We start from the raw sequence: 24,075 nt of genomic DNA on the forward strand, positions 1-24,075 counted from the left end.
AGGGCACCGATGATCTGCCGAAGTTTGACACCCACCCTATCTTCAAGCAAAAGCCCCATGATTGCCTCTGACCAAGGGGCATTTGAGGTTACCGGTATTTCAGGGTGCAAGTGAGCCCCATCGTTACTTGCCACAGCCAGAACCGTTGACGAATAAATTTTTGCAGTCAGCCAAAAAAAATATCGGGGCGCCGATTCATACCGGAATTAAAATTAGAATATACGGCATCTGAAAATTGTGAATTCCGATAAGAATTTCTACTTTTCGGCGTTTTAATCGCACTGAACCCTGAATCTACTGACCCATGTTAACTTTTTTGCGACCGCTATTCGCGTCCGGCTTATTCCTGCTTTATACTTTTCCGATACATGCCCAGGTTTCCGTTGGTGACCAGACTGAAGCTGATGGCTGGGCGCGAAAATATAAAGACGATGATGTAGTCTGCCGGTCCTCATATCATTTCTACACCTTCGACAAGGGGATGAATGCGCTTAACGACAAAGTAGTTGTGGTACAGGAAGAAGCAGAACTTGAATTTATTGGGTTGAAAAAATATTCAGGCCTTAGCTACGCAGAATACTATAACAAATTCATCAAGCTCAAAACCTTCAGGAAAGAAGTAAAAGCAGGCAACAAATATGTCACGTCCAACAAAGCAGGAATAGACCGCTCATTAACCGATGAGAACATTTTTTTTGATGATGGCAGGGTACAATACTATCCTATCCGATTCGCTGAAAAAGGAAGCATGTCACGTATTATCGTAAAAAAAGAATACAGTGATGCAAAATTGCTCACCCGCTTTTTCTTCCACCAGTCATACCCCGTAGCTGAACAGGTCTTTGAATTCAAAGTACCCGAATGGCTACAGATCGATTTCAAATACTTCAATTTTGAGGGAAATAAGATTGAAAAAAAAGAGACAAAGAAAGGTGGATATATCAACTATGTATTCATCATGCGTGATCTGCCGGCCACCAAGACGGAGTATAAACAAATCGGAAAGGCCTTTACCCACCCACACATAGTGATCCAGGTAAAGTCGTTCAAAAACAAAGGCGAAACTTTACAGGGTTTCGACAATGTAAGCGACATCTACAACTGGAACTACCGACTGTATAAAATGGCGAACAATGAGCCGGATAAACTAAAGCCCCAGTTAGCCAAAATAATTGCAGACAAAAAAACCGACAACGAAAAAATAAAGGCCATCTACTACTGGGTGCAGGATAAGATCCGCTACATCGCATATGAAGACGGGTATTCAGGATATATTCCTTCTTCGGCACAGGATGTATTGAATAATAAATACGGTGATTGCAAAGGCATGGCTAACCTGTTGAGTGAATTTCTGAAACTCGCCGGTTACGATGCGCGGTTTACCTGGATCGGCACGAGGCAGATACCATATCAGCAGTCCCTCCCGGCACTCTGTGTTAACAATCACGCCATCACTACCCTTTATTACAATGGCAAAGAGTATTTCCTCGATGCAACTGAAAAATACATTCCGTTTGGGGAGAATGCCTATCGCATACAGGGCAAGGAAGCAATGATTGCCAACAATGAAAAATTTGACATCAAAACAGTGCCCCTTACTTCCGGGGAAGAGCATAAGATCTTTACAAAAGCGGCATTTTCACTTGAGAAAGAAATATTAAAAGGCAAGGTACAGGTAACACTTTCCGGTAATGAGCGGAAAGATTTTCACCAGGCTTACCAGGGCTTGCCAAACGGGGCCAGGGAAAAGTTCCTGAGAGGATTTATTGAGTTTAATAACGACAATGTAGTCGCATCTGAAATAAAGACCAGCGATCTGAGTAACCGCGAAGTGCCAATGGTTGTATCCGGAAATATCGAACTGGCAAATTATGTACAGACCATCTCGGGCAACAAGTATATAAATCTTGACTTTTTCCCCAAGACACTGGAAAGTTATTTGCCGGATGAAAAACGTACAAGCGGCTACGATCTTGACTATGTGCTCAGTTTTGAGGATGAATTTTCCCTGAAAATCCCGGCCGGTAGCAAGTTTGAGGATCTGCCTGAAAAACTCGAGCTCCGTTCACCCGGGTATGAATTTAAAGGAGAATACGTTGTATCCGGCAATACAATTGTACTGAAAAAATACCTGGTCATAAAGAAAAGTACCATTGCTACCAGTGAATTCGCTGACTGGAAAAATTTCCTGACCTCCATCAAAACCTTCAGCAGTTACTTCTTCAGTGTCACCTCAAAATAATCTGTTTCATGCATCCGTTTAAGAGAACAGCCCTTCTACTGTTATCGTTTTTAGCTTCTGGATTATTCTTCAGTCAAAGCACTGTTGCACAGGGTTTCATTGATGAAGACTTCCTCGACAACCTGAACCGGAATGCGGCAGGCATGTTCAAAGAATCAAATGCCGCTTTCAATCTGCAGTCAATTCCTTCAAAATGGGAAAAGGAATCAGCCGTTATTATCGGTTACTCACGCTCGGTGTTGTTTGACAGGAAAAGCAGTGGTGGTTTTTTCACCCGTCGTGAACGCAGTCTTTACTTTTTCGAGAAGACCAGGTTCAGGATCCGCGTTAATGATAATAACTCAGTCGAATCTCTCTCAACGATATATTTTAGATATGGTTCAAAAGAAGACGGCTTTATTGCACGCATCATAAAGCCTGGCGATACAGCGGTGAACATAGATTTGAAAACGGCAGTGGCTGTAGAGAAAAGCACTGCGATCCCACAATTTTTCCAGAGCTTTTTTGACAAAGTAGCATACTCCGAATACCAGTACTATAAAGTTCCCATCCCCAATCTCGAACCTGGTGATATCCTTGAATATGTTACAACAACAAAAAGCCGGCTTGATGTAACGGCCTCGGGATACGTTGAATTTGAACCTGCTTATGAAGTTTGCAGCAAAGATTATCCTGTGATGCATAACGAGATCATCATTGAAACTGATGATAAATCTTATTTCAAATCGTTATCCCTGAATGGCGCACCGACGTTCAAAAAAGAAAGCACCCAGGAAAGCGGATTTTTTCGTTTTGTTTTTACCGATAAAGACAGGGATGTGGAGAAAGATGTGAATTTTGTCAGCCCTTATTTGCAATATCCGTTCGTTAAGTTCCAGGTAATATATTCCAACAACGAGCAGGCAAAAGGTGTGTTAATTGGTGCCAAGGGTGAGCTGAAAAGCAGCTTCACCAAACAGGAGCTGGCAAAAAAAGCCTGGGAGGATTATGAAATGGTCAGCAACCAGTATCTGGCCCCGGGAATGTCGGTTCAGATGTTTGTGAATGCCTGCTGGGCTGACCTGGTAAAGCTTGGAGTGAGGGATATGCCACAGAAGCAATACATCAATACGGCATACTATTATGTGCGTAATAAGATCCTGTTTATGAACGAATATATGAGTGACAAACTTTTCGCTTTCATATTCGGTTCCCTCCTTTACCAGAAAGATATCAAATCTGAAATCATTATTACGACTTCCAATAATATCGGCCTTTTAAAGCAGGCTTTATTCGACCAGGAAATAAGATATATCATCAAAGTAGGCGACAAATTGTATTATAATGCAACTGATTATTCCAATCCTGATGAACTGGTCGAGAGCCTGCTCGATAATGAAGCGCTGATCATATCAAAACCGGAGAAAAAGTCCGGCAACCAGGAGATCAAAGAATTTAAACTTCCGGGAACAAAAGCCGATGATAACAGTTCCCATTATGCAATCCGCGTTTTACTGGCTGATGATATGAAAGGTATCATGGTCAGAAGAATTTCAACGCATACCGGTATATCCAAGACAAAATCGATCAGTAGTGCCCTGAAATACACACCCTATATGATCGACGATTATAAGCACTTCGGTGGCGAAGATCCCTCTATCAGGATGAAGGGAAAGCAGGCGGAAGAATACCAGAGTTCGGTTCGTACCATTAAAGACGAATACAAAAAGCAAAAACCGGAATATGTAAAAGCGTCACTTGGATCTGAGTTCAACCGGAGAGTAAACAACGCAAAGTTTACGCTAACTACCGATGGCCGGACTGAGAAAACGAAGGTGTTGACTTTTAGTGAAGAGTTCGAATTCCCCGATTTTGTACGAAAGGCCGGTAAAAAATATCTCGTAAACCTGACTGCCCTAACCGGACCCCAGCTGCAAATCAAAGATGAGGAACGCATCAGGCAGCACGACATCAACGTACGGTATCCAAAGAAATTCACCTGGACAATTGAATTCAAGGTGCCTGCCGGCTACAAGGCCGAGGGACTGGCAGAGTTGAATCAGAAAGTTGAAAATGAAACGGGATCATTCAGCATAAGTGCAACCGAAGACAACAGCCTGGTTAAGCTCCATATTGAAAAAGTGTACAAGGCCCAGATCGTCAGCAAAACGAAATGGAATGAGATGCTTGCATTTCTTGATGCAGCATATGGCAGCACATTCAAATACATTTTGATCACCCCCACCAAATAGACATCACCAAAACCCAAACCTACCCAAACCAGCAATCAGAGACATGAAAAAAACGACTGTAACATTAATCGTCCTCATTTGTTTTTCCGGCCTGCAGGCCCAGTACAAGAAGGCAAGCTTTTTTGACAAGGAAGGCCGTACTTACGGCATAAACGCCGAATCACATTTCCTGGGCGATGGAAAGAAAAGTCCGATAGGATTTTCACTTTCATTTGGTCGGGACAGGGCCGGGAAACACTTGTTCAGCACAACGGATATCCGGGTGTTGCCACCGTTCAGATTCTCCTATGAAACACAGGATTTTAATGGCAACCCGGTTACTGTCAGCGGAAAATCGAAGATGCATTTGATCTATGGAATGAACTGGGGTTACTTTATCCGGCAGAATGAAGAAGAGCAACAATTCAAGCCATATGTTACCGCGGGATTCAACGTCGTTATACTGGGGGGCGTGAAGGAGTTTGACGATGAGGAATATCCATACGATGTGGTAAAAATCGCACCCTCACACCAGTTCAGTACAGGAATTGGCGGCGGCCTTGGGGCAATATTCAATCTTACTTCATCCCTCGGCATCAGGCTTGAAGGAGGTTATACCTATCAATGGAATCTCAGTACAGATTATTCCTATGAGGAAGGGGATCAGTATTTCATGTATACGCCACACCCCTATGCGAGCCTTGGATTGAGGTTCCGTGTTGTGTCCGAATAAATGGTGATCAGCTATAAGTAATTCTGTCCAGTAAGCATCAAAAAGCCCATATACGAACCCGGTAGGCGTTGTCCCCGCCGGGTTTTTTGTTGATATCCCCCTGGATTTCCCTGGCATTCGTTTGCAATCGTGCCGAATACCGGTTGTATTTTTGCAGAATAGTAATGTGATTTTCTTAACTGATCATTATTTATGGCTAAAATTAAAGGTTACCTGGTAGCAATAGGTGGTGCAGAAGATAAGGGTATAAATTATAAGCAGGGTGCTGCGAGCAAAAAACGGTTCGATTTTTTCGAAGAAGGGATATTGCGACGTGTTATCAGGTTGGTAGTTCAAAGCCATTCAAATCCTAAAATTGAATTAATTACCACAGCTTCGTCTTTTCCCGAACAAATGGAAATCAGTTACCGCAACGCCTTCATCAAACTTGGATGTTCGGATGTGGAACACTTATTCATCACCTCGCGCGAGCAGGTGGATACCCCGGAAAACCTCTCAAGAATAAATCAATGCAACTGCGTAATATTTACTGGTGGTGACCAGTTACGCCTGTCATCGATAATCGGCGGAACAAAATTGCTTAACCTGATAAAATCACGATATCTGAATGAAGCATTTGTTGTGGCAGGCACCAGTGCCGGCGCAATGGCAATGGGTCACACAATGATTTATGATGGCAACGCAACCAAGGCCCACCTGAAAGGTGAAATAAAGTTTTCAACGGGTTTCAACTTCATACCAAATATCATTATTGATACACATTTTGAAAAGCGCGGTCGTTTTAACCGGCTTGCACAGGCGGTTGCGGTGCAACCAGGCATATTAGGGATAGGTCTCGCAGAAGATACCGGTATCATCATCACCGAAGGCAAAAAATTTACGGTTATCGGATCCGGAATTGTTACCATCGTAAATGGCAAGACCATCAGCTACACAAACTTACCCGAGATCGATGAGCGTATGCCAATTACCGTTGAACATATGATCGTAGATATCCTTGCTGAAGGTGCCATTTACAACCTGGCAACGCTGAAGGCCGAAAAACCAACAAGTGCATTGCCGCCGGATGAAGAAGAGTAAACCGGGAGCAGGAATCCTTAACACTGAGGACGAAGCCTAAATAGTGAGGACAAAGGCGAAACAGTCCGGCGAGGGCTAAACAGTGAGGACGAAGGCGAAACAGTCCGGGCGAAGGCGAAACAGTGCGGACGCAGGCTAAACAATACCGACGAAGGCTAAACAATGCGTACGAAGGCTAAACACGGCGGACGAAGGCTAAATACTGATCTCATAAGGCTGTCCCGGCGGGAATCTTTGAAGTTTTTGCGTATAAATCTTTCTTCACTTAAATTTATTGAAACAAATATCAGGCACCTTCTGTCGTTCGACCTTACAAACCAAGAAGGTTTGGATCAAAATCCCTGGGATATGAATACAACAGACACACACAACCAGCGAATCGCCAAAATGACCTTTGCCTCCGTATATCCGATGTACGTTGAAAAAGTTGAGAAGAAAGGCAGAACAAAAGATGAGCTGCACCAGGTTATACAATGGTTGACCAGCTTCGACAATAAAAAGTTGCAGGAACTAATAAAGGAGAAAGTAACTTTTGAAACCTTTTTTAAAAGGGCCTCACTGAATCCCAATGCAAAATTAATTACCGGGGTAATCTGCGGGTATCTTATCGAAGAGATCGAGGAACCGTTAACCAGGCAAGTACGGTACCTGGACAAACTGGTCGATGAGTTGGCAAAAGGAAGGAAGATGGAAAAGATTTTGCGAACCGCCTGAGGTATTTGAGACCGGATCTTAGTCCCAGACATATTTCCATTCGCCATTTGGCTGTTTTTTCCAGACCGTATGAAACACCCCATTACTGGTGTTAACAGTACCTGAGCTGTCGCGGGACACCCAGGTATACTTACCATATGTGTATCCGAGGTCACCTTCAGCGGATACATCTGTAAAATCGGGCGACCAGCTCACAGAAGCTTTCGCAAAGATCGGTTTGGAATAATATTTCCGGATAGCTTCTCTTCCACGAATAAGCGTATCATTTTCCCTTTTTATCACAGCATTGCTGTCAGCATAAAACCAAAAGGCTTCGGCAATCCCATTTTCCTTCGTCATTTTTTGAAAATCGCTTTCCGCCATCTGTATCTCTTTGATAAATTTCTGCTTCCCCGGTTTAACAGCTGATGTTCGTCCTGAACATCCTCCCATGATTGCCGATAAGATAAATAAAATGGTTATATATCGCATAAAAGTGGCTTTGATCTTCCGCCACTAAGATCTGGCAGAAAAATTTAATAATGCATTCAGATTACTCATCAAAAATGAAAATCATGAAGAAGTTGCTTTTTCCTCAGATTCAATCATGGATAGCGGCCAACCGGCACCAGACTCAGCCAAACCCGGCAGCTCAGGGACCCGAAATCGCTAATTAAAATGCGTTTACAGGCAACTGACAAGCCCCAGGTTAGAAACTAAGTTGTTGTTACCGTTCCATCCTCTGGAAAAACAGTTTCGCGTATTTCAACATCACCTTCCAGAATTTTTGAAATAGGACAATGTTCCGCTATTTCATTCAACCTGGTTTTCTGTTCCGGGAGTATGTTATCGGGAAAGATGATATGCTGATCTATAATGGTTTTGGTTCCGGGTCCGGTTGTTTCCTTACGCATATTCACTTTAATGGTGATGTGCTCAACATTCCATCCCTTGCGATCACTGTACATGCGCATAGTAACGAGCATACATGTGGCAACAGATGATAGTAACAGCGTAAATGGATCAGGCCCGATATCCTTACCGCCGGCGGTGATCGGTTCATCGGCAATAAATTTACCATTGCGCCATTCAACTGTGCATTGATATTTTTCGGTCCCAATTTTGGCCTGAACAGGCTTTTGTAGCTTGTATTCCATGTAGATGTTGCTTCGTGAATTTTCAATTGCCGGGCTGAGGCCACTATTTTGAAATTATCAACCATGTCGCCACGGGATAATCAGCACAGCTTTCTAAGCGAATATAATTCTTTGAAAGGTCATCAATTGACAGTATCGGACGAATCTTTAGCCGGTATATTTGCCGAAGCGATATCTTTAATGATTCAATATCACCTATGGCACCATTCTATCAGCAAAGTCCGGAGGCACTTTTTCAGCAACTAAACTCAAGTCCTTCCGGTCTGAAAAAAGAAATGATAGTCCCCCTTCAACAGGAACATGGAAAAAATGTCCTGAAAGAATCAAAACAAAAAAGTAAATGGGCGATACTGCTGTCCCAATTCACCGATGTAATGATCATTATACTGGTGATTGCTGCGGGTATTTCCTTTGCTGTTGGCGAGCATACTGACGCATTTGTAATCCTTGCTATAATCCTGGGAAATGCCTGGATGGGATATTCCCAGGAATACAACGCCGAGCAATCAGTAAGAATGCTTCAAAAAATGTCCGCACAGAACGCCGTAGTACTTCGGGAGAACGTCCCCGCGAAAATAGAAGCTGCTGAATTGGTGCCGGGTGATGTTATTTTACTGGAAGCAGGAGATATAGTCCCGGCAGACGCAAGGCTTTTCGAAGTAAGTTCATTTAAGACAGAGGAAGCATCCCTCACCGGGGAAAGTCATTCGATTGAAAAGCATACAGAACCCATCGAAGGAGAAAATATAGTTCCGGGAGATCAACATAACATGATTTTCAAAGGCACTATTGTGAGCAATGGATCTGCAAAAGCAATAGTTACTACTACCGGCATGAAAACCGAGATTGGAAAGATTGCTGGTATGATGCAACCGGGTTCTCAGAAAACACCACTTCAAAAAAGATTAGGTGTCTTCAGCCGCCAGTTAGCAGTGATCGTAGTGGTCATTTGCCTGCTGGTGTTTGGTTTCGGTTTATTCCGCGGCGAACCTGCCTTTGCAATGTTCCTGACCGCATTATCGCTGGCTGTGGCAGCACTCCCTGAAGCCCTGCCCGCAGTGGTTACTATAGCTTTGGCACAAGGCGCAAGAAGAATGGTAAAACAAAAAGCACTCATGCGGAAACTCCCCGCTGTTGAAACCTTAGGCTCGGTCACCTATATCTGTAGTGATAAAACCGGTACGCTTACTCAGAATGTAATGACTGTTGAAAAAACCAGTTCCGTTCCGGGGCAGGAAGAGCTTTTTCTTTATGCCATGATGCTGAATAACGAAGTAAGATTTTCAGACGATAATGAGTTGTTGGGAGATTCTACAGAAACAGCTCTCGTAAAATATGCATTGGAAAAAGGCAAAACAAAAGCAGAAGCTGATCAGCGTTTTCCTCTTGTATATAAACTCCCCTTCAATTCAGAAAGAATGCGGATGGGTACCCTGCACAGGCATGATAACAAATGGATATTATTTGTGAAAGGTGCACCTGCAAAAATGATTGAGGTGATCGCTGAGAAATACAATGACAAAAAAAACGAATGGTTGAATCTCAACCGCCAATGGGCGGCAGATGGATTGAGGGTTTTGTTTTTCGGCTTCCGGATATTTGACAACGATCCCGGTGAGATTACTGAAAATGAGGAAAACGACCTTGAATTTCTCGGGATGACTGCAATGATTGACCCGCCAAGGGAAGAAGTAATTGAAGCCATCAGAGAATGCAAAACCGCGGGCATTAAAACGGTAATGATCACCGGTGACCAGCCACTTACAGCAACTGCGATTGCGGAACGTTTGGGTATGGTAGAGAAGGATTCAAAAAAAGTAAGAGCAGGATCCGAACTGCAAAAACTCACGGAAGAAAAATTCAACCAGGAAACGAAAGAGATTGCTGTTTACGCGCGGGTGTCACCGGAACAAAAATTAAGAATTGTAAAATCCTTACAAGGCAACGGTGAGTTTGTAGCTATGACCGGTGATGGAGTAAATGATGCTCCTTCACTGAAGCAGGCGGATATTGGCATCGCTATGGGAATAACAGGAACTGATGTATCAAAAGAAGCGGCCGACATGATCCTGCTGGACGACAATTTTGCGACAATCGTAAAGGCGGTACGTGAAGGGAGGAGGATCTATGAGAACATCAAAAAATTTATAGTTTATGTGCTCTCCTGTAACCTGGCGGAAATACTGGTTATATTTTTTGCACCAGTCTTTGGTTTCGCCATTCCCCTGCTCCCGATTCACATCCTTTGGATAAACCTGGTCACTGATGGTTTACCGGGGTTGGCGCTTGTAGCAGAACCGGCTGAAAAAGATATAATGAAACGGCCTCCCCGGCCACCGAAAGAAAACCTATTCGCGGGAGGCCTGGTACCGAGAATCATCGTAACGGGTATAGTTCTCGCCATGGCCGCATTGTTTATACAATTCTGGACCGCAGGAAAGGGTTATGATCTCAGAACTCAGCAGACCGCAGTTTTTACAACATTATGTTTTGTGCAGCTGGGCAACGCGCTCTCCGTTCGTTCGGTCTATCATTCGCTTTTTGCCAGGGACATTTTTTCCAACCATAACATGTGGTTGGCCATCATTATCACGGTTATACTGCAATTGGTAATTATCTATGTGCCCTTTTCGAACACCATTTTTAAGGCCACATCATTAAATGGCAGTATCATGTTGATGATCGGGCTGGTAACTATAACCAGTGTTACGGCCATTGAAATAGTAAAATATTTAACCAGGAGAATAAATCTGAGGAACTCAGCCTCGTAACCTCCACCGTGCTTTGGGCTTCGTGGTTGTGTTACTATGCCTGTTTGTTACACTACTTCTTTTTACGCTGAATGTCGGCGGCGAGATGAATTGCATCACGGATCCGCAGGTAGGTGCCACATCGGCAAATGTTTCCTCCCATTGCCGTATCTATGTCGGCATCAGTAGGATTACTGTTTTCCCTTATTAATACTGCTGCGGCCATCATCTGACCAGACTGGCAATATCCACACTGGGAAACATCCATCTCGAGCCACGCTTCTTGTATCGGGTGGTCATGGTTTTCAGCCAGCCCTTCAATGGTCACCACCTTTTGTCCTACTGCACGGCTAACTTTCGTAACACAGGAACGCACGGCCTCCCCATTCAGATGCACAACGCAAGCTCCGCATTGTGCCACTCCGCAACCATACTTGGTGCCCACCAGTCCGAGCGTATCTCTTAAAACCCATAACAGCGGTGTATTTGGATCTACTTCTACTTTGTAAGGTTTTTTATTTATGTTTAGAGAGAGCATAAACGAGATTTTGATGAAATGAATTATTTATTAAAAAGTGGCTTTCCTGGCAGCTTCCAATTGCGGACTATATGGCTGCTGATAGAGCCTTTTACCGGCCGCCCTGTATAAGGCATTTGCAACTGCACCGAATACCGGTGGAAAAGGGGGTTCTCCAAGCCCGGTAGGATCAATATCATTTTCCACGAAATGAACCTCAATTTTTTTAGGTGCTTCCTGCATTCGTATCATTCTGTACCGGTGAAAGTTGTTTTGTTCCGTTACACCATTTTTGTGCGTCAGGCCACCATAAAATGCATTGCCAATCCCATCAACTACGGCTCCCTGGACCATATTTATTGCAGCATCAGGATTTATCACGACCCCGCAGTCTACGGCACTGAAAACCCGCTCTACATATGGTTTTCCGTCTTTCATGATAATATCTACCACATGCGCTGCGTATGACGCATGACAGAAATAAGCGGCAACTCCGCGACTGTATTTTTTATTTTCCGGCTTGTTCCATCCGGACTTTTCCTTAACCAGCTTTAATACCCCGGCATACCTGTCGGCATCATAATCATTGTTTTTACCAACCGGGTTCTCTTTTGCACGCTGTAATAATTCCAGCCTCAGATCGATCGGATCCTTACCCATGGCTTCCGCAACCTCATCAAGGAATGATTGTTCGGCAGCAGCATTAAAGTTTGATCTTGGCGCCCGGAAAGCTCCGATAGTTATATTTGATGCTATCTGCCACCCTTCTGCAAGATAATTTTCAACCGCACCAGCGGGGAATCTGTTTGCATGAATGGCATGTTCGGGTATGCCACCACCTTTTACATGGAATCCAATCAAATTTTTATTTGCATCGAGAGCCGCACGATAGGTAGCCGTATACATCGGACGATAGATACCATAAGTCATATCGTCTTCACGCGAGTAAACAAGTTTCACCGGGGCCTTTACTTTCTTAGAGATCAGCGCTGCTTCATACAGGTATTGGCCATAGGCTCTGCGCCCAAAACCGCCACCCATGCGGGTCATTTGAATTTCAATTTTATCAGCTGGCAGATTCAACAGTTTTGCGAGCGTAGGCTCTGACCAACCCGGGGCCTGTATAGGTCCTGCAACCAATGCCTTTTCATCCGTAACGTGAGCGAAAAAATTCATCGGCTCCATACAGTTATGCGCCAGGAAAGGTGCGTTGTACGTGCGTTCAATTACCTGGGCCGCATTGTTAAAAGCCGCCTCCGGATCTCCGTCTTTCCTCAACTGTTGAGCAGGCTTTTTGGCAAACTCCTCCATCTTTTGCAGCTGAGCAGCAGTTGTTTCAAGTTCTCCCGGAACCACAATTTCTCTTTTCGACCCCCGCCCACCGATTATATCTTTGCTCTCCCCGGCAGGCATCCATTCCGCTTTCAGTTTCTTACGCGCATTCATAACTTCCCAGGTAGTTTTACCAACCACGACAAGCAGATCATTGAATGATCTTGTATCAAAACCACCTTGTTCAAAGCCGTCCTCATACAGTTGTTGTGTAAAAACGTCTTTGATACCCGGCATTTTCAATGCTTCAGACGCATCGAAAGATTTCAGTTTCATTCCAAAACCCGGTGGATGTTCAATCATTGCGATCAACATTCCATCCACTTTATAGTCAATACCAAAAAGAGGCTTGCCGGAAATGATTTTAGTTCCCTCCACATTTTTCTTTGAGTTTCTGATCACATTGAAACTCTTCACATCTTTAAGTTTGACGCCTTTTGGAACGGCCAGGGCCGACGCTTTTGAAGCCATGCTTCCATATGTTGCAGTCTTGCCGCTTTTTTCGTGGATAAGGATACCGGCTTTTGTCGAAATTTCTTCCACAGGCACCTGCCATGTTTCAGCTGCAGCCTGCATCAGCATATTTCGCGCAGCGGCTCCCGCCTCGCGCAACGGCTTCCAGTACATCCTGATTGAATTGCTGCCACCGGTAAATTGCGGGCCTAATTTTATATTGTCATGGTGGCCCATCTCAACGACCACTTTCTTCCAATCTGCATCCAGTTCTTCGGCTATTATCATCGGGAGTGAGGTCATCACGTTTTGACCAAACTCCGGATTGGGGTTCATGATCTTTATGACATTGTCGGCCGTAATTTTTATATAACCCGTCAGTTCTTTCCATTCCTCCGGCAAATTAATTCCGTGTATTTTGTCAGCCGGGCTAAACCCTGATAACCAGCTGAAGCTTATCATCAGTCCACCCCCGGCAAGTGCTGATGATTTCAAAAAAGAACGCCTGTTGATAGAAGCTTTTTGATGTGTCATATGCTGGAATTAGTTGTTTGAATACCTATTACACCTGAGGTCATTTAAAGTTACGAAATTATAAGAGGGGACGATGAGTTCAGCTGACCACAATTCAGCTTTGGTCAGCTGAGCATATGACGCCAAACCATATCCTGTCCCTGAGTTTCCGGTGATGTCTTTATTACAGCCTCAACTTTTACAGTTAAAACATCGGAAGGCCCAAAACGAGGATTTACAAGGTAAAGTTCAAGGCATTTAGCCATCCATGACGTATACAAATCACGGTTTCTCTAACCAAAATCACTCATAATGTCTCTGGCGCATTTTACCGGATGAGGAAAACGGTAACTTCATCCCATTAAACTCTCCGGGATGGATGATTTACGCCGCTTCGAGACAATTAATGATTACAATGTTTTCAACAATAACGAGACTTTACATCCGCTCGTAAGTGTTGTGGATTTATCAAGAGCGAATCCGCGGCAAGGCTCCATAATGTACTTTGGCTTTTATACCATATTCCTTAAAGATGTCAAATGCGGTGATCTGGTGTATGGTCGGGGGACTTACGACTACCAGGAGGGTACACTTGTTTTCCTTGCACCCGGACAGGTAGCTGGTGTGAAAAGCAATGGAGAAATCTATCAGCCAAAAGGGTACGCACTTATCTTTCACCCCGATCTGATTCCGGGTACTTCATTGGGTAAACATATCCAGGAATACGGCTTTTTCAGCTATCAATCAAATGAATCGCTGCATATATCGGAGCGCGAAAGAAGTATCGTAATGGATTGCTTTTCGAAAATAAAATACGAACTTGAACATGCCATTGATAAGCATAGCAGAAGGTTGATTGCATCCACAATTGAATTGCTTCTCAATTATTGTGTCCGGTTTTATGACAGGCAGTTTATAACCCGGGATCATGTTCACAAAGGCATACTGGAGCGATTTGAAACATTATTGAATGAATATTTCGCATCGGATAAACCACAAACTGCCGGCTTGCCAACCGTAACTTATTGCGCGAAGGAATTCAATCTCTCGCCTGGTTATTTTGGCGACCTTGTGAAAAAAGAAACCGGGAAAAGTGCCCAGGAATATATCCAGTCAAAACTGATCGAAGTGGCAAAGGCAAGGATTTTTGATCACTCTAAGTCTGTAAGCGAGATTGCATATGGGTTAGGTTTCAAATACCCTCAGCATTTTGCCAGGGTATTTAAACGAAAAGTCGGAATGTCGCCAATTGAGTATCGCGTGGCCAATTAATTGCTGTCCTGGTTTCATTTATAAAACGCATATCCCTGTGATCATTTTCAGATATGCCACCAAAACATTTGCCTTAGCAACTCATGTGAAGCCAGCCCGGCTTATAGTTTTTTTAATCGAACAAACCAATATATGAGATTATTCAACCATCGCGTATCTACTGCAGGGATCGTTTTGATGATGCTGATTTTAGTTATCGGCATCAGTGCTTTTGGTCTCAGGAGAAACCCCGGGACTAACGGTGACACACATGCCGGGGGCGTTATCCCGGATAGTATACAATCGATAAGCGCTTTTGGTGAAGTCTACAAAGTGCTTATGAGTCCACGCTGCATGAATTGTCATCCCGCCGGCGACGTTCCCTTACAGGGTGATGATAGTCATATACACACAATGCTTCCTAAACGGGGGAAAGACGGCAAGGGATTGTACGCCATGAAATGTTCCAATTGTCACCAACCCACCAATACTCCCGGGCTCCACACTCCTCCCGGAAATCCCAAATGGGCACTACCACCGGCGGACATGAAAATGGTGTTTGAAGGAAAGTCTGCGAGAGAACTCGCGATCCAGATAATGGATTACAATCAAAACGGCCATAAAACAAAAGAAAAACTCATTGAACACGCAAGGGATACTTTAGTTAAAGCAGGCTGGAATATGGGCGAAGGACGAATCCCGCCCCCACTTAGTTATGAAGAATTTGTTCAGGCCTGGGATACCTGGATCAAAACAGGTGGCTTCGCACCTGAGAAATAGGCTTCCCGGTCAATATCTATCTTACATCTCTAAGTCAGTGGGTAAACATTTGCCGCATTAATTCTTAACCACCTTTACGTCACGGAACAAAAAAGGATTGCTGCTTAACTTCAGTTCTTTTCCGCTGGCAATGGTTACATTCCGGAGGATTACTTCCCGCGTTCTCACAAAAGGAAAAGTTTCCTTATAAGATGAATCGGTCATTGCCGGATTGAAATTCGCAAAAATAGCCGGGCCCTGGTAAGATTCAGGGTGATTGGAATCATTGATCCGAAGATTCTCAATAGTGATGCGCTCAGGCATATAACAAATGTATCCGAAATTATGCTGGCCGGAATTCGCGCCACCGACCAGGCTCGCATTTGTAGGCTTACCACCGCCTGGAACAAAAACGCAGTTGCGGATGAATACTTCTCCCTGCCAGGTACTGCCATAATCGCTGCGCAAATTGATAAGGTTATTACTGTTAATTGTCGAATTCTCGACCGTCAGCACACCGCTTCCGATAGCATTGATACCCATATGCCCAAGAGTGGAGTTTCGGATCGTTGCGTTCGCTACCCCCATATGTGCATCGAAACGGGAAAACGTGCATGAATCATAAAGCAGGTTCTTGCTGAAATTTGAACCCATGATTCCCCAGTATGTTTTATCATTGATATCATTTGTCTGGCTGCATTTTATAAATGAAACATTGAGGGCGCGGTTAACCGAAATGTCATAGGTCCCCATAGTAACAGGCTTGCCTGCCGCACCTATGGTAATATAGGTTTTGTGTCCTGTGAGAACAGTATTTCTCACAGTCACATAAGCGCAGTCCCCGATACTGATGAAGCCCCCGTAAGGCGCTCCATGCTCTCCTTCACCAATTACGCGATGTTCAAGTCCTTCCAGGTTAACATGCGAGCGCCTTATCGATATATTGCGGGCGTAATAGGTGTATTTCGATTCGGCTTTATTGGCAAGGGTCGTAAAACGCCCGCCGGTTATTGTCAGCGTTTTTTCGTCGATGGGAATGGCAGTCATATCAGTAACCTTGTCAAAGTCCCAGATAATCGGCGCATTCATATCCACGTTGCCTGTTTTATCAACAACAAAAATATCAGTCTGTGAGGCTCCGTTATTTTGATTCAGGCCAAATCTTATATAACGTTTTACGCTGGAATCAGTAACTGTGATCAGGCATGGCCCGGGTAAGGATTGGTCGATTTTCTGCTGGTTCCGTTTTAATGTAGATATGGTTTTTAGTTTGAATGGCTGTAGTCCGGAACTGACCATAAATACCGGGGCATTCCGATTTTTCACTTCAGTATCGTCGATGGTGAAGGCCGCAGTACCAAAATCAGTATCTGTCCGGATGATTACTGTACGCGCTTTGCCACTTATATAGTAGCTGGCACCTTTATCGGCTTTGACCCTGATCTGGTTTTGGTTGGCGATGGCATGTGCCGCAGCTATTGCGTCTATATCATCGGTCTTCCCATCGCCCTTTGCTCCGAGGTCACTGTAAAGAACCCATCCCCTGTTTTTAAACTTACGGAGATCTTTCGGATTGATATTCACCAATAATTGCCCTTTATCATTGCTACTGACCCCCGTTTTGGTTTTTTCGGAGCTTATTAAAACATTTTCAATGGCATTTGGCACCTGACCCCTAACCCACATCATCTGGGTCGAAAACAATAGAAACATTAGCGTGTATCTCATCAGCCTGTATTTTATTAAAGTCAATTTAGTGTAACAGAAGTCAATTTAATGAAAATAGATTGCTTGGTTTGCAAGACAATATTGCGATGCTGCAAAAGATCCCTGATACATCAGGATGATTTTTTTCAGAACACGATATTTCTCTACGATGGTTATTTGGTCTTGATTTCAATCACACCTCCCCGTGTAAACACATCATGAGGCACGAAATACCCTTCGATCTTTTTACCATTTACCATGATGGAATGCAGCTCCCTGCTCTTTCCTGACCGTTTTACCTTCACCACCTTACCATTTGCCTGGCGCCAGTTTACCTCCCCGAAAACAGGTACGGTGACAATATATTCCGGATCGGTGGCGGAAAAGGGATACAATCCTAAAGCCGCAAATACATACCAGGCGGACATCTCACCCGCATCATCCATGCCGCTGAGCGCCAGTCCTTCCTTACCTATCCCGTACAGCTCATCCATAATATGATCAAGCATTTTTTGAGACTTCCCGGGTTTGCCAATAAAATGATAAGCAAAGGGCGCCTCATGATCGGGCTGATTGCCGTGGCAATATTGTCCAACCATCGTCTCGACATTTCGTGCGATATAGGCGGGGTTCCACGGTACTGTGAAAAACGAATCCAATTTTTTTTCAAAAGCCGCGGCGCCGCCATACAGTTTTATTAAACCAGCCATATCATGCGGCGCGTAAAAAGACACCTGCCATGCATTCGCCTCCCGGTACATATATTCATAATACGGAAACTGCGGATTAAAATTTTTGATCCATTCGCCATTGTCCAGCCTTCCTCTCATGAACCTGGTGGTTGGATCAAATACATTTTTGTAGTTTGATGATCTCTCCATCAATATGCGGTAATTAGCCGTATCGCCTAATTGTTTCGCAAGTAGCGCCAGGGAATAATCGTCATAAGCATACTCAAGCGTTTTTGAGACTCCGGCCTTTGCCTTCGTTTCAACGTTGGGTGCTGCTATATCAGGATCTGATATATATCCTTTTTGGATATACTCGGTGATATGGGGCCTGGTTCCACCTTCAACATTCGCATTTCTTAAAAGCAACTGGTATGTCCCTTTAACGTCAAAATCAGTTATCCCCCTCAGATAAGAACCGGTAATGGAAGACGCTGCATGATCGCCATGAAAAAATGTAGGTATAAAGCCGGTTTTATCACCCATATCTTGTAATGACTTAATCACATCCAATGTTACATGGGGCGAAACAATACCGAGGAACACGTCTTTGTTCCGGTAAGTATCCCAGAGAGAAGGGACCGTATAATAATTAAAATCCGCCTTAATAACATTTTTTTTCACATCAGTGTATTCTCCATTTACATCGCTGCGTAATGCCGGCCATAGCAATGACCTGTAGAAACAAGAATAAAACATCTGTTTTTGTTTTGCTGTTCCGCCTTTCACCTGGATTCCTGATAATATCTTTTCCCACGTCGCATTGCCTTCATTCCTGATCCTGTCAAATGACTTGCTCCCTATTTCCTCCGCCAGATTGCTTTTTGCGTTCCCGATGCTGACAAAAGACAAAGCAATTCTTAACTCGACGGGTTCGATTCCATCATTAACCTGTAACAGGGCAAAACCATCTTTACTGCCTTCGTTTTTTTTATGAAATTGGGTTATGCGGTTATTAAGTCTCCCATAGAAATAGATCTTTTCCTGGCCCATTTGCTGATAGCCTTGTATTGCGGAATCTCCGGCTTGCTGTATAGCCCAGGCTGAAACCCGACCATTTGCCCTTGCAAGGTCAAAAAGTATTTTCCTGTCCCTGGAATCCTTGTATTCATACCTGTGATAGCCGCAACGCAAAGTAGAAGTAAGACTCACTCTCACATTGTAATCATCAAGATAAACCTGGTAAAATGCAGGCGACGCCTTTTCGTTTTTATGAGAGAAATGCGAAACAAAACGTGTCGTGGAATCATGCACGTTAGAAACAGGCATAACCGGGATGTTACAAAGATTCCAATGCCCTTTATTGGTGTGGGTAAATCCATATATAACATCGTCTTCATATTCATACCCTGCCCCGGAGCCGTACTCTGTCATTGGGCTTAGCTGTACCATGGCATTCGGGAGGGATGAGCCTGGATATACAAGACCGGCCCATGATCTCCAGCCTGTTGGCAAATTATAGCCGAGAATAGCAGAATCAGTCAGAGGAGCAGTGCCAATAAAAGGATTTACATAAGAAGTGAGACTTGCTGCTTTTTGAGCAACCGATACCTGGCATATCCCTGACACAATAAAATAACTTAATATGATTATCTTTTTAACCATTTCTTTCAACTCATTTAACTTTTGGATGATAAATGTAAGTGCTAAATCCTGTTTAAGTGTGGGCAGTAAAGAGATAGATGGCTTGTTCGACAGAAATTCCGCGGTCAGACGACTGGAAGCGGATTAACGGTTGACTATTTGATAGCATCGAGCAGAATGTCCCGTATCCAATTGCGAATATTGTAAATCTCAACATCGTCATGATTACACAGGATCAGCAGACCCAGCTTCTGGTCTGGAATGAGGTTGAGGATTGTCCTCTATCCCAGGTCTCCCCCCTGCGCTGATCCGGGGGAGCAAAATGAAAACTACGCAGCAAGCATGAAGATGAAGTAAAACATTGAAAATTGTTCAAGCGTAAATTATTTAATTGATGCGGTGAAAATACAAATTAAACCGGGCAAGGCTGATCATCCTGGAAATATCTTGTTACTGATTGCTTAACTTAACGGTTCAAAACTTGATATGAACAATCAGATCTGGATCATGACCTCAGCCTTTGACCGGCTGACCCTCGACGAGGTTATTATTAAAGCAAAAGAAATCGGTGTACAGGGACTGGATGTCTGTGTGTTTCGAAGAGATGGAACAAGGAACGATTTTGTAGCTACTCATATTGACTATGAACAATTTTCACCTGGAGATGCAGCAGTGTTATCAGATAAATTCAATGCGGCAGGACTACAATTATCTTTGGGTGCGTTTGATAATTTGATTGGTGGAGATCCGGCACAACGGATCAGGAACCAAAACCATCTCCTGCGCCTGGTTCGTATAGCACATTTATTGGGTGGTGACGGCAATGATGTGAAAGTGGGAACATTCGTAGGCTATAATCATGAGCTGGGCAATGAAGAAAATGGCTTCCAAAAAAACCTGGACGAATATGCGCGGGTTTTTCGGCCCATCATTAAATATGCAGAAGACCTGGGAGTTACTATACTTTATGAGAATTGCCCCATGGAAGGCTGGCGCTCCCGCGGGTACACAAGTACTTTTAATAATCTCACCGGTGTACTTGCCGCACGTAAGCTGATGTATGAGCTTATACCCAGCAAGTCGCATGGTGAAATCTATGACCCGTCTCATGATATCTGGCAGCATGTTGACCCGGTTGATGTTATCAACCATACTGATATGACACGGTTGCACCGCATTCACGTGAAAGGCACCTTAAAACGCAACGATGTCTACTGGGGAAACCTTTATGCGAGGCAAACAGTGGATGCGGAGCTTGCAGCAAAAGCGGGGATCCCGGTTGCGCAAAATGAATGGGACCGTCATAACTATGAAGCAACACTCCCTGGATTCGGAGGCTCCGATAACGTGGATTGGCGGTCTTTTGTGGATACACTAACAAATAAATCATTCCAGGGTCCGTTTGAAATTGAAAATGAAGCTGCTCTTTCCAAAGGAACAGGCAACATGGGCGCTATTGTGCAGGGATTTAAGGCTTCTGTTTTCAGCCTCTCCCCGCTTTTTTGGGAACTTTCAGAAAATGGGTATGAATATAACAGGCAGGGGTTTCGTGAACTAAAACCTTTCACCGGGAAAGATATACCGGTGGTGACCATGGACCATTTGATTTGACGGGTGTGGGTACCTGATATGATCGATATTAAGCATTTAAAATGACTGCAGATTGCGTGCTTATTCGGACCTCAGGCTCCTAACAGGGCTCGCCATAGCCGCCTTTACTGCCTGGAAACTTATAGTTAACAAAGCAATTATTATGGCAGCGGTTCCGCCTGCTGCAAATGACTGCCAACTGATGTTGATCCGGTATACATAACCCTGCAGCCACTGGTTCATGTAATACCATGCCAGGGGTGTAGCTATCACAAAAGCAAGTGTAATCAGTAAGACAAATTCCTTTGAAAATAAGTAAACAATGGAACCCGGTGTGGCACCCAGCACTTTGCGGATACCAACCTCTTTTGTCCGCTGAACCGCCATAAAGGAAGATAACCCGTATACCCCCAGGCAACTGAGCATGATAGCGATTGCCGCAAAGATCTTATACAACTGGGCTAATTGGTTTTCCTGTTTGTAAAAACTCTCGATTTTCTCATCAAAAAATCTGTGATCATAAACAAAGTCAGGGAACGTTTCTTCAAATATTTTTTTTACCGATTGCAGTGTCGGGGTTGTGTTCGCAGTAACCAGTTTGATTCCAGCCTGGGTGTACATATGGGTGTTTGTGGTCACAAGTAAAGGTGCCAGTTCATGATGAAAAGACCTGTTGTTAAAGTCTTTCAACACACCAACTACCGGGCATTTGATCATATCATTCCACATACTGATCTCTTTATTCAAAATGTCTTCCGGGTTGGTGATCCCAAGACTTCTCATAAGTGATTCATTTACCAGGAATTCCCGGGTCATATTTGATGGTCGCAGATTTCTTCCCGCTATTAAAGTTAAATTGTACGCCGGGACAAAGTCATCATCGCAAAACCTGGTAATAGCTTTAAAATCGGACTCCTTCAACGCATGATTGAACTTGAATGAGCTCCACATATCATTAACGTTTTCAACAGGCGTATTGGAACTGAAACTTACTGCCTGCACGCCGTTTACAGACAATAACTGCTTCTTCAAAAAATCAAGCCGGCTCAGGCGAAGGCTATCCACGCGAAAAGGAACATTGATAATCGCATCCTTATCGAAACCCAGTGGCCGGTTCATAAAATAATTCATCTGGCTTATAATAATAAAAGTTCCGATGATCAATGCCTGTGCAATGATGAATTGAAACACCACCAATGCTCTTCTCAGCGAAATTCCGGTTGTTGAGATGGATGTGAGTTTAGCCTTTAGCGCATTGACCGGGTTAAAGCGTGATAACACAATGGAAGGATAAAAACCTGCGAGAGAAGTTACTCCAATTATTAATATGAACAGGAAGATGATTGATGCAGGGTTTGCAAGCATGCGGAATGAAAGGGAAAGTTCAAGGAGTCGGTTCACAAAAGACAATGCCAGGGCAGTAATTGCTGATGCAATCATCACGGCAAAAAGTACGATCAGGAGAGCCTCCAGGATAAATTGGACCTGCAGTTGCAATCTGTTGCTACCGAGGACCTTTCTTACTGCAACTTCCCTGGCCCGGTTAACGGCCTGTGCGGTGGATAGATTGATGAAGTTAACACAGGCAACCAGCAGGATGAATGCGGCAATCAACCACAATACATAGAACAACTGATGGCTGATTGTTTTTTTACTGTAATTACCTGCCACGGTATCATAATGCACTTCATCCAGTGATTGCAGCACCTGGGTGTCGTTATTACCGGGCATGTTCCTGCTCCTGGTATATTCCCTTAGCTGTTTATTGAGTTTGTCAATTGTTGTACCAGGCGGCAACAATACATAGCAACCAAAATCAGCATTCGTTTTATCCTGCCAGTCGGTGCTTTTAGCCATATCTTCAGTAATACCAGTTCCAAAAGATACAACCATTCTCAGTTGAAAGTCTGTATTTGGAGGAATGGTGGCCAGGATGCCCGTGACTTTCAGGACATCGGTTCCATGACTAAATATATGTCCACCTGCCTCGAGTTTAATCGTTTTGCCCGTTGCGTTTTTCCAATCGCCAAAATATCTTTCTGCAATTTCCTTAGTAAGCAACACATTGTTTGGATGTTTTAATGATTCATAGGAACCCGCAAGCAGCGGATACTCAAACATTTTAAAAAATGATGGCGTGGTAAAAAAAACGCCTTTGTCTTCTTTGAATGTTTTTATGGTGGATCCGTTTTCGCCGGGTATATGCAGTTGATCATTATGACTTGTCCAGACAGGGGCAACCTCTTCCAGCTGAGGGAAAGCCGTTCTCAGGCTCATGGGCAGTGGAAATGGCACATCTTTGCCGTACTGTATACTGGCCGCTTCAGCCTGGTTATACCTGGTTATTACACGAAAGACGCGATCCTTTTTTGGGTGATAGTCATCGAAGCTTGTGTGAAATTTAATGATGATAAAAATCATCATACAAACTGAAATACCGACAGCCAACCCGGCAATGTTGATTGTTGTATAACTCCTGTTGCGGCTTAAATTTCTCCAGGCAATCTTCAAATAATTCTTGTACATGCACTTGCTTTAATGGTAGAAAATCCTGGAGACAAAACAATAAATTTACTTTAGACTTAAGAAAATTAAAAGACAAACAATAACAATTTGTCTGCCTACCAGGCTTTCGATGCTATGAAGTCAACGGAGCAGGTTGGTGGCCCCGATGAGCCTCTTCGAAGGGCCTGGTTGCCCGTTGGTCGACAAAAATTGCCCACCGGTGGTGTGAAGTGGGGAGACCATGCCGGTTCTGTAAGGTAAGATCTGAAAA

The 24,075-nt window shown here is 43.9% G+C and carries 17 protein-coding genes; 10 read left to right on the top strand and 7 right to left on the bottom strand.

What is annotated here, in order from left to right:
• The first annotated feature begins 304 nt into the window (after positions 1–304).
• The 5 genes from ACX0G7_RS01645 (at position 305) to ACX0G7_RS01665 (ending at position 6,979) form a co-directional block, all read left to right on the top strand.
• The gene (locus ACX0G7_RS01645) at positions 305–2,242 is read left to right on the top strand and encodes a transglutaminase domain-containing protein (RefSeq protein WP_458921663.1); all 1,938 of its coding nucleotides are present in this window, start codon (positions 305–307) and stop codon (positions 2,240–2,242) included.
• Between the two features lie 8 nt (positions 2,243–2,250).
• Entirely contained in the window at positions 2,251–4,473 is a 2,223-nt protein-coding gene (locus tag ACX0G7_RS01650) for a DUF3857 domain-containing protein (RefSeq protein ID WP_458921664.1), read from the top strand.
• Between the two features lie 43 nt (positions 4,474–4,516).
• Positions 4,517–5,185: a hypothetical protein gene (locus ACX0G7_RS01655; protein WP_458921665.1), complete on the top strand. Its 669-nt coding sequence runs from the start codon at positions 4,517–4,519 to the stop codon at positions 5,183–5,185.
• Between the two features lie 192 nt (positions 5,186–5,377).
• Positions 5,378–6,265 carry a cyanophycinase gene (locus tag ACX0G7_RS01660; RefSeq protein ID WP_458921666.1) on the top strand — a complete coding sequence of 296 codons (888 nt, stop codon included), beginning with the start codon at positions 5,378–5,380 and terminating at the stop codon, positions 6,263–6,265.
• A 348-nt stretch (positions 6,266–6,613) separates the two neighbouring features.
• Complete coding sequence (locus ACX0G7_RS01665) at positions 6,614–6,979, top strand: DUF2200 domain-containing protein (RefSeq protein WP_458921667.1); 366 nt, start codon at positions 6,614–6,616, stop codon at positions 6,977–6,979.
• Positions 6,980–6,997: 18 nt separating this feature from the next.
• Here ACX0G7_RS01665 and ACX0G7_RS01670 read toward each other — a convergent pair whose 3' ends face one another.
• Together ACX0G7_RS01670 and ACX0G7_RS01675 are read right to left on the bottom strand one after the other, a co-directional pair.
• Positions 6,998–7,450, bottom strand: coding sequence for a YybH family protein (locus tag ACX0G7_RS01670; RefSeq protein WP_458921668.1), 453 nt, complete (start codon positions 7,448–7,450; stop codon positions 6,998–7,000).
• Between the two features lie 224 nt (positions 7,451–7,674).
• Positions 7,675–8,115 (bottom strand): OsmC family protein, encoded by a 441-nt coding sequence (locus ACX0G7_RS01675; protein ID WP_458921669.1) that lies wholly within the window; start codon positions 8,113–8,115, stop codon positions 7,675–7,677.
• A gap of 197 nt (positions 8,116–8,312) precedes the next feature.
• Here ACX0G7_RS01675 and ACX0G7_RS01680 point away from each other — a divergent pair, with 197 nt between their 5' ends.
• Positions 8,313–10,886 (top strand): cation-translocating P-type ATPase, encoded by a 2,574-nt coding sequence (locus ACX0G7_RS01680; protein ID WP_458921670.1) that lies wholly within the window; start codon positions 8,313–8,315, stop codon positions 10,884–10,886.
• Positions 10,887–10,938: 52 nt separating this feature from the next.
• On the opposite strand, the gene ACX0G7_RS01685 is transcribed toward ACX0G7_RS01680, so the two are convergent.
• Positions 10,939–11,403, bottom strand: coding sequence for a (2Fe-2S)-binding protein (locus ACX0G7_RS01685; RefSeq protein WP_458921671.1), 465 nt, complete (start codon positions 11,401–11,403; stop codon positions 10,939–10,941).
• A 30-nt stretch (positions 11,404–11,433) separates the two neighbouring features.
• Positions 11,434–13,701: a xanthine dehydrogenase family protein molybdopterin-binding subunit gene (locus ACX0G7_RS01690; RefSeq protein ID WP_458921672.1), complete on the bottom strand. Its 2,268-nt coding sequence runs from the start codon at positions 13,699–13,701 to the stop codon at positions 11,434–11,436.
• 354 nt (positions 13,702–14,055) lie between these two features.
• On the opposite strand from ACX0G7_RS01690, the gene ACX0G7_RS01695 reads away from it, so the two are divergent.
• Entirely contained in the window at positions 14,056–14,952 is an 897-nt protein-coding gene (locus ACX0G7_RS01695) for a helix-turn-helix domain-containing protein (RefSeq protein ID WP_458921673.1), read from the top strand.
• A 132-nt stretch (positions 14,953–15,084) separates the two neighbouring features.
• Positions 15,085–15,711 carry a hypothetical protein gene (locus tag ACX0G7_RS01700; RefSeq protein WP_458921674.1) on the top strand — a complete coding sequence of 209 codons (627 nt, stop codon included), beginning with the start codon at positions 15,085–15,087 and terminating at the stop codon, positions 15,709–15,711.
• 57 nt (positions 15,712–15,768) lie between these two features.
• Here ACX0G7_RS01700 and ACX0G7_RS01705 read toward each other — a convergent pair whose 3' ends face one another.
• The gene (locus ACX0G7_RS01705; RefSeq protein ID WP_458921675.1) at positions 15,769–17,418 is read right to left on the bottom strand and encodes a hypothetical protein; all 1,650 of its coding nucleotides are present in this window, start codon (positions 17,416–17,418) and stop codon (positions 15,769–15,771) included.
• 152 nt (positions 17,419–17,570) lie between these two features.
• Positions 17,571–19,730, bottom strand: coding sequence for a GH92 family glycosyl hydrolase (locus ACX0G7_RS01710; RefSeq protein WP_458921676.1), 2,160 nt, complete (start codon positions 19,728–19,730; stop codon positions 17,571–17,573).
• Positions 19,731–20,195: 465 nt separating this feature from the next.
• On the opposite strand from ACX0G7_RS01710, the gene ACX0G7_RS01715 reads away from it, so the two are divergent.
• Positions 20,196–21,320 carry a sugar phosphate isomerase/epimerase family protein gene (locus ACX0G7_RS01715; RefSeq protein ID WP_458921677.1) on the top strand — a complete coding sequence of 375 codons (1,125 nt, stop codon included), beginning with the start codon at positions 20,196–20,198 and terminating at the stop codon, positions 21,318–21,320.
• Positions 21,321–21,380: 60 nt separating this feature from the next.
• On the opposite strand, the gene ACX0G7_RS01720 is transcribed toward ACX0G7_RS01715, so the two are convergent.
• A complete protein-coding gene (locus ACX0G7_RS01720) occupies positions 21,381–23,825 on the bottom strand; it encodes an ABC transporter permease (protein ID WP_458921678.1) in 2,445 nt (814 codons plus the stop codon).
• 87 nt (positions 23,826–23,912) lie between these two features.
• Between ACX0G7_RS01720 and ACX0G7_RS01725 the strand changes: the two genes are divergently transcribed.
• The gene (locus tag ACX0G7_RS01725; protein WP_458921679.1) at positions 23,913–24,065 is read left to right on the top strand and encodes a hypothetical protein; all 153 of its coding nucleotides are present in this window, start codon (positions 23,913–23,915) and stop codon (positions 24,063–24,065) included.
• Positions 24,066–24,075: the final 10 nt, after the last annotated feature.

This window comes from Flavitalea antarctica (assembly GCF_054461535.1).

What these genes read in the sequence shown, in the direction of transcription:
- ACX0G7_RS01715 (WP_458921677.1), top strand. Translation starts at nt 20,196, where the DNA reads ATGAACAATCAGATCTGGATCATGACCTCAGCCTTTGACCGGCTGACC.
- ACX0G7_RS01670 (WP_458921668.1), bottom strand. Translation starts at nt 7,450, where the DNA reads ATGCGATATATAACCATTTTATTTATCTTATCGGCAATCATGGGAGGA.
- ACX0G7_RS01665 (WP_458921667.1), top strand. Translation starts at nt 6,614, where the DNA reads ATGAATACAACAGACACACACAACCAGCGAATCGCCAAAATGACCTTT.
- ACX0G7_RS01650 (WP_458921664.1), top strand. Translation starts at nt 2,251, where the DNA reads ATGCATCCGTTTAAGAGAACAGCCCTTCTACTGTTATCGTTTTTAGCT.
- ACX0G7_RS01690 (WP_458921672.1), bottom strand. Translation starts at nt 13,701, where the DNA reads ATGACACATCAAAAAGCTTCTATCAACAGGCGTTCTTTTTTGAAATCA.
- ACX0G7_RS01685 (WP_458921671.1), bottom strand. Translation starts at nt 11,403, where the DNA reads ATGCTCTCTCTAAACATAAATAAAAAACCTTACAAAGTAGAAGTAGAT.
- ACX0G7_RS01700 (WP_458921674.1), top strand. Translation starts at nt 15,085, where the DNA reads ATGAGATTATTCAACCATCGCGTATCTACTGCAGGGATCGTTTTGATG.
- ACX0G7_RS01660 (WP_458921666.1), top strand. Translation starts at nt 5,378, where the DNA reads ATGGCTAAAATTAAAGGTTACCTGGTAGCAATAGGTGGTGCAGAAGAT.
- ACX0G7_RS01645 (WP_458921663.1), top strand. Translation starts at nt 305, where the DNA reads ATGTTAACTTTTTTGCGACCGCTATTCGCGTCCGGCTTATTCCTGCTT.
- ACX0G7_RS01705 (WP_458921675.1), bottom strand. Translation starts at nt 17,418, where the DNA reads ATGAGATACACGCTAATGTTTCTATTGTTTTCGACCCAGATGATGTGG.
- ACX0G7_RS01655 (WP_458921665.1), top strand. Translation starts at nt 4,517, where the DNA reads ATGAAAAAAACGACTGTAACATTAATCGTCCTCATTTGTTTTTCCGGC.
- ACX0G7_RS01720 (WP_458921678.1), bottom strand. Translation starts at nt 23,825, where the DNA reads ATGTACAAGAATTATTTGAAGATTGCCTGGAGAAATTTAAGCCGCAAC.
- ACX0G7_RS01680 (WP_458921670.1), top strand. Translation starts at nt 8,313, where the DNA reads ATGGCACCATTCTATCAGCAAAGTCCGGAGGCACTTTTTCAGCAACTA.
- ACX0G7_RS01710 (WP_458921676.1), bottom strand. Translation starts at nt 19,730, where the DNA reads ATGGTTAAAAAGATAATCATATTAAGTTATTTTATTGTGTCAGGGATA.
- ACX0G7_RS01695 (WP_458921673.1), top strand. Translation starts at nt 14,056, where the DNA reads ATGGATGATTTACGCCGCTTCGAGACAATTAATGATTACAATGTTTTC.
- ACX0G7_RS01675 (WP_458921669.1), bottom strand. Translation starts at nt 8,115, where the DNA reads ATGGAATACAAGCTACAAAAGCCTGTTCAGGCCAAAATTGGGACCGAA.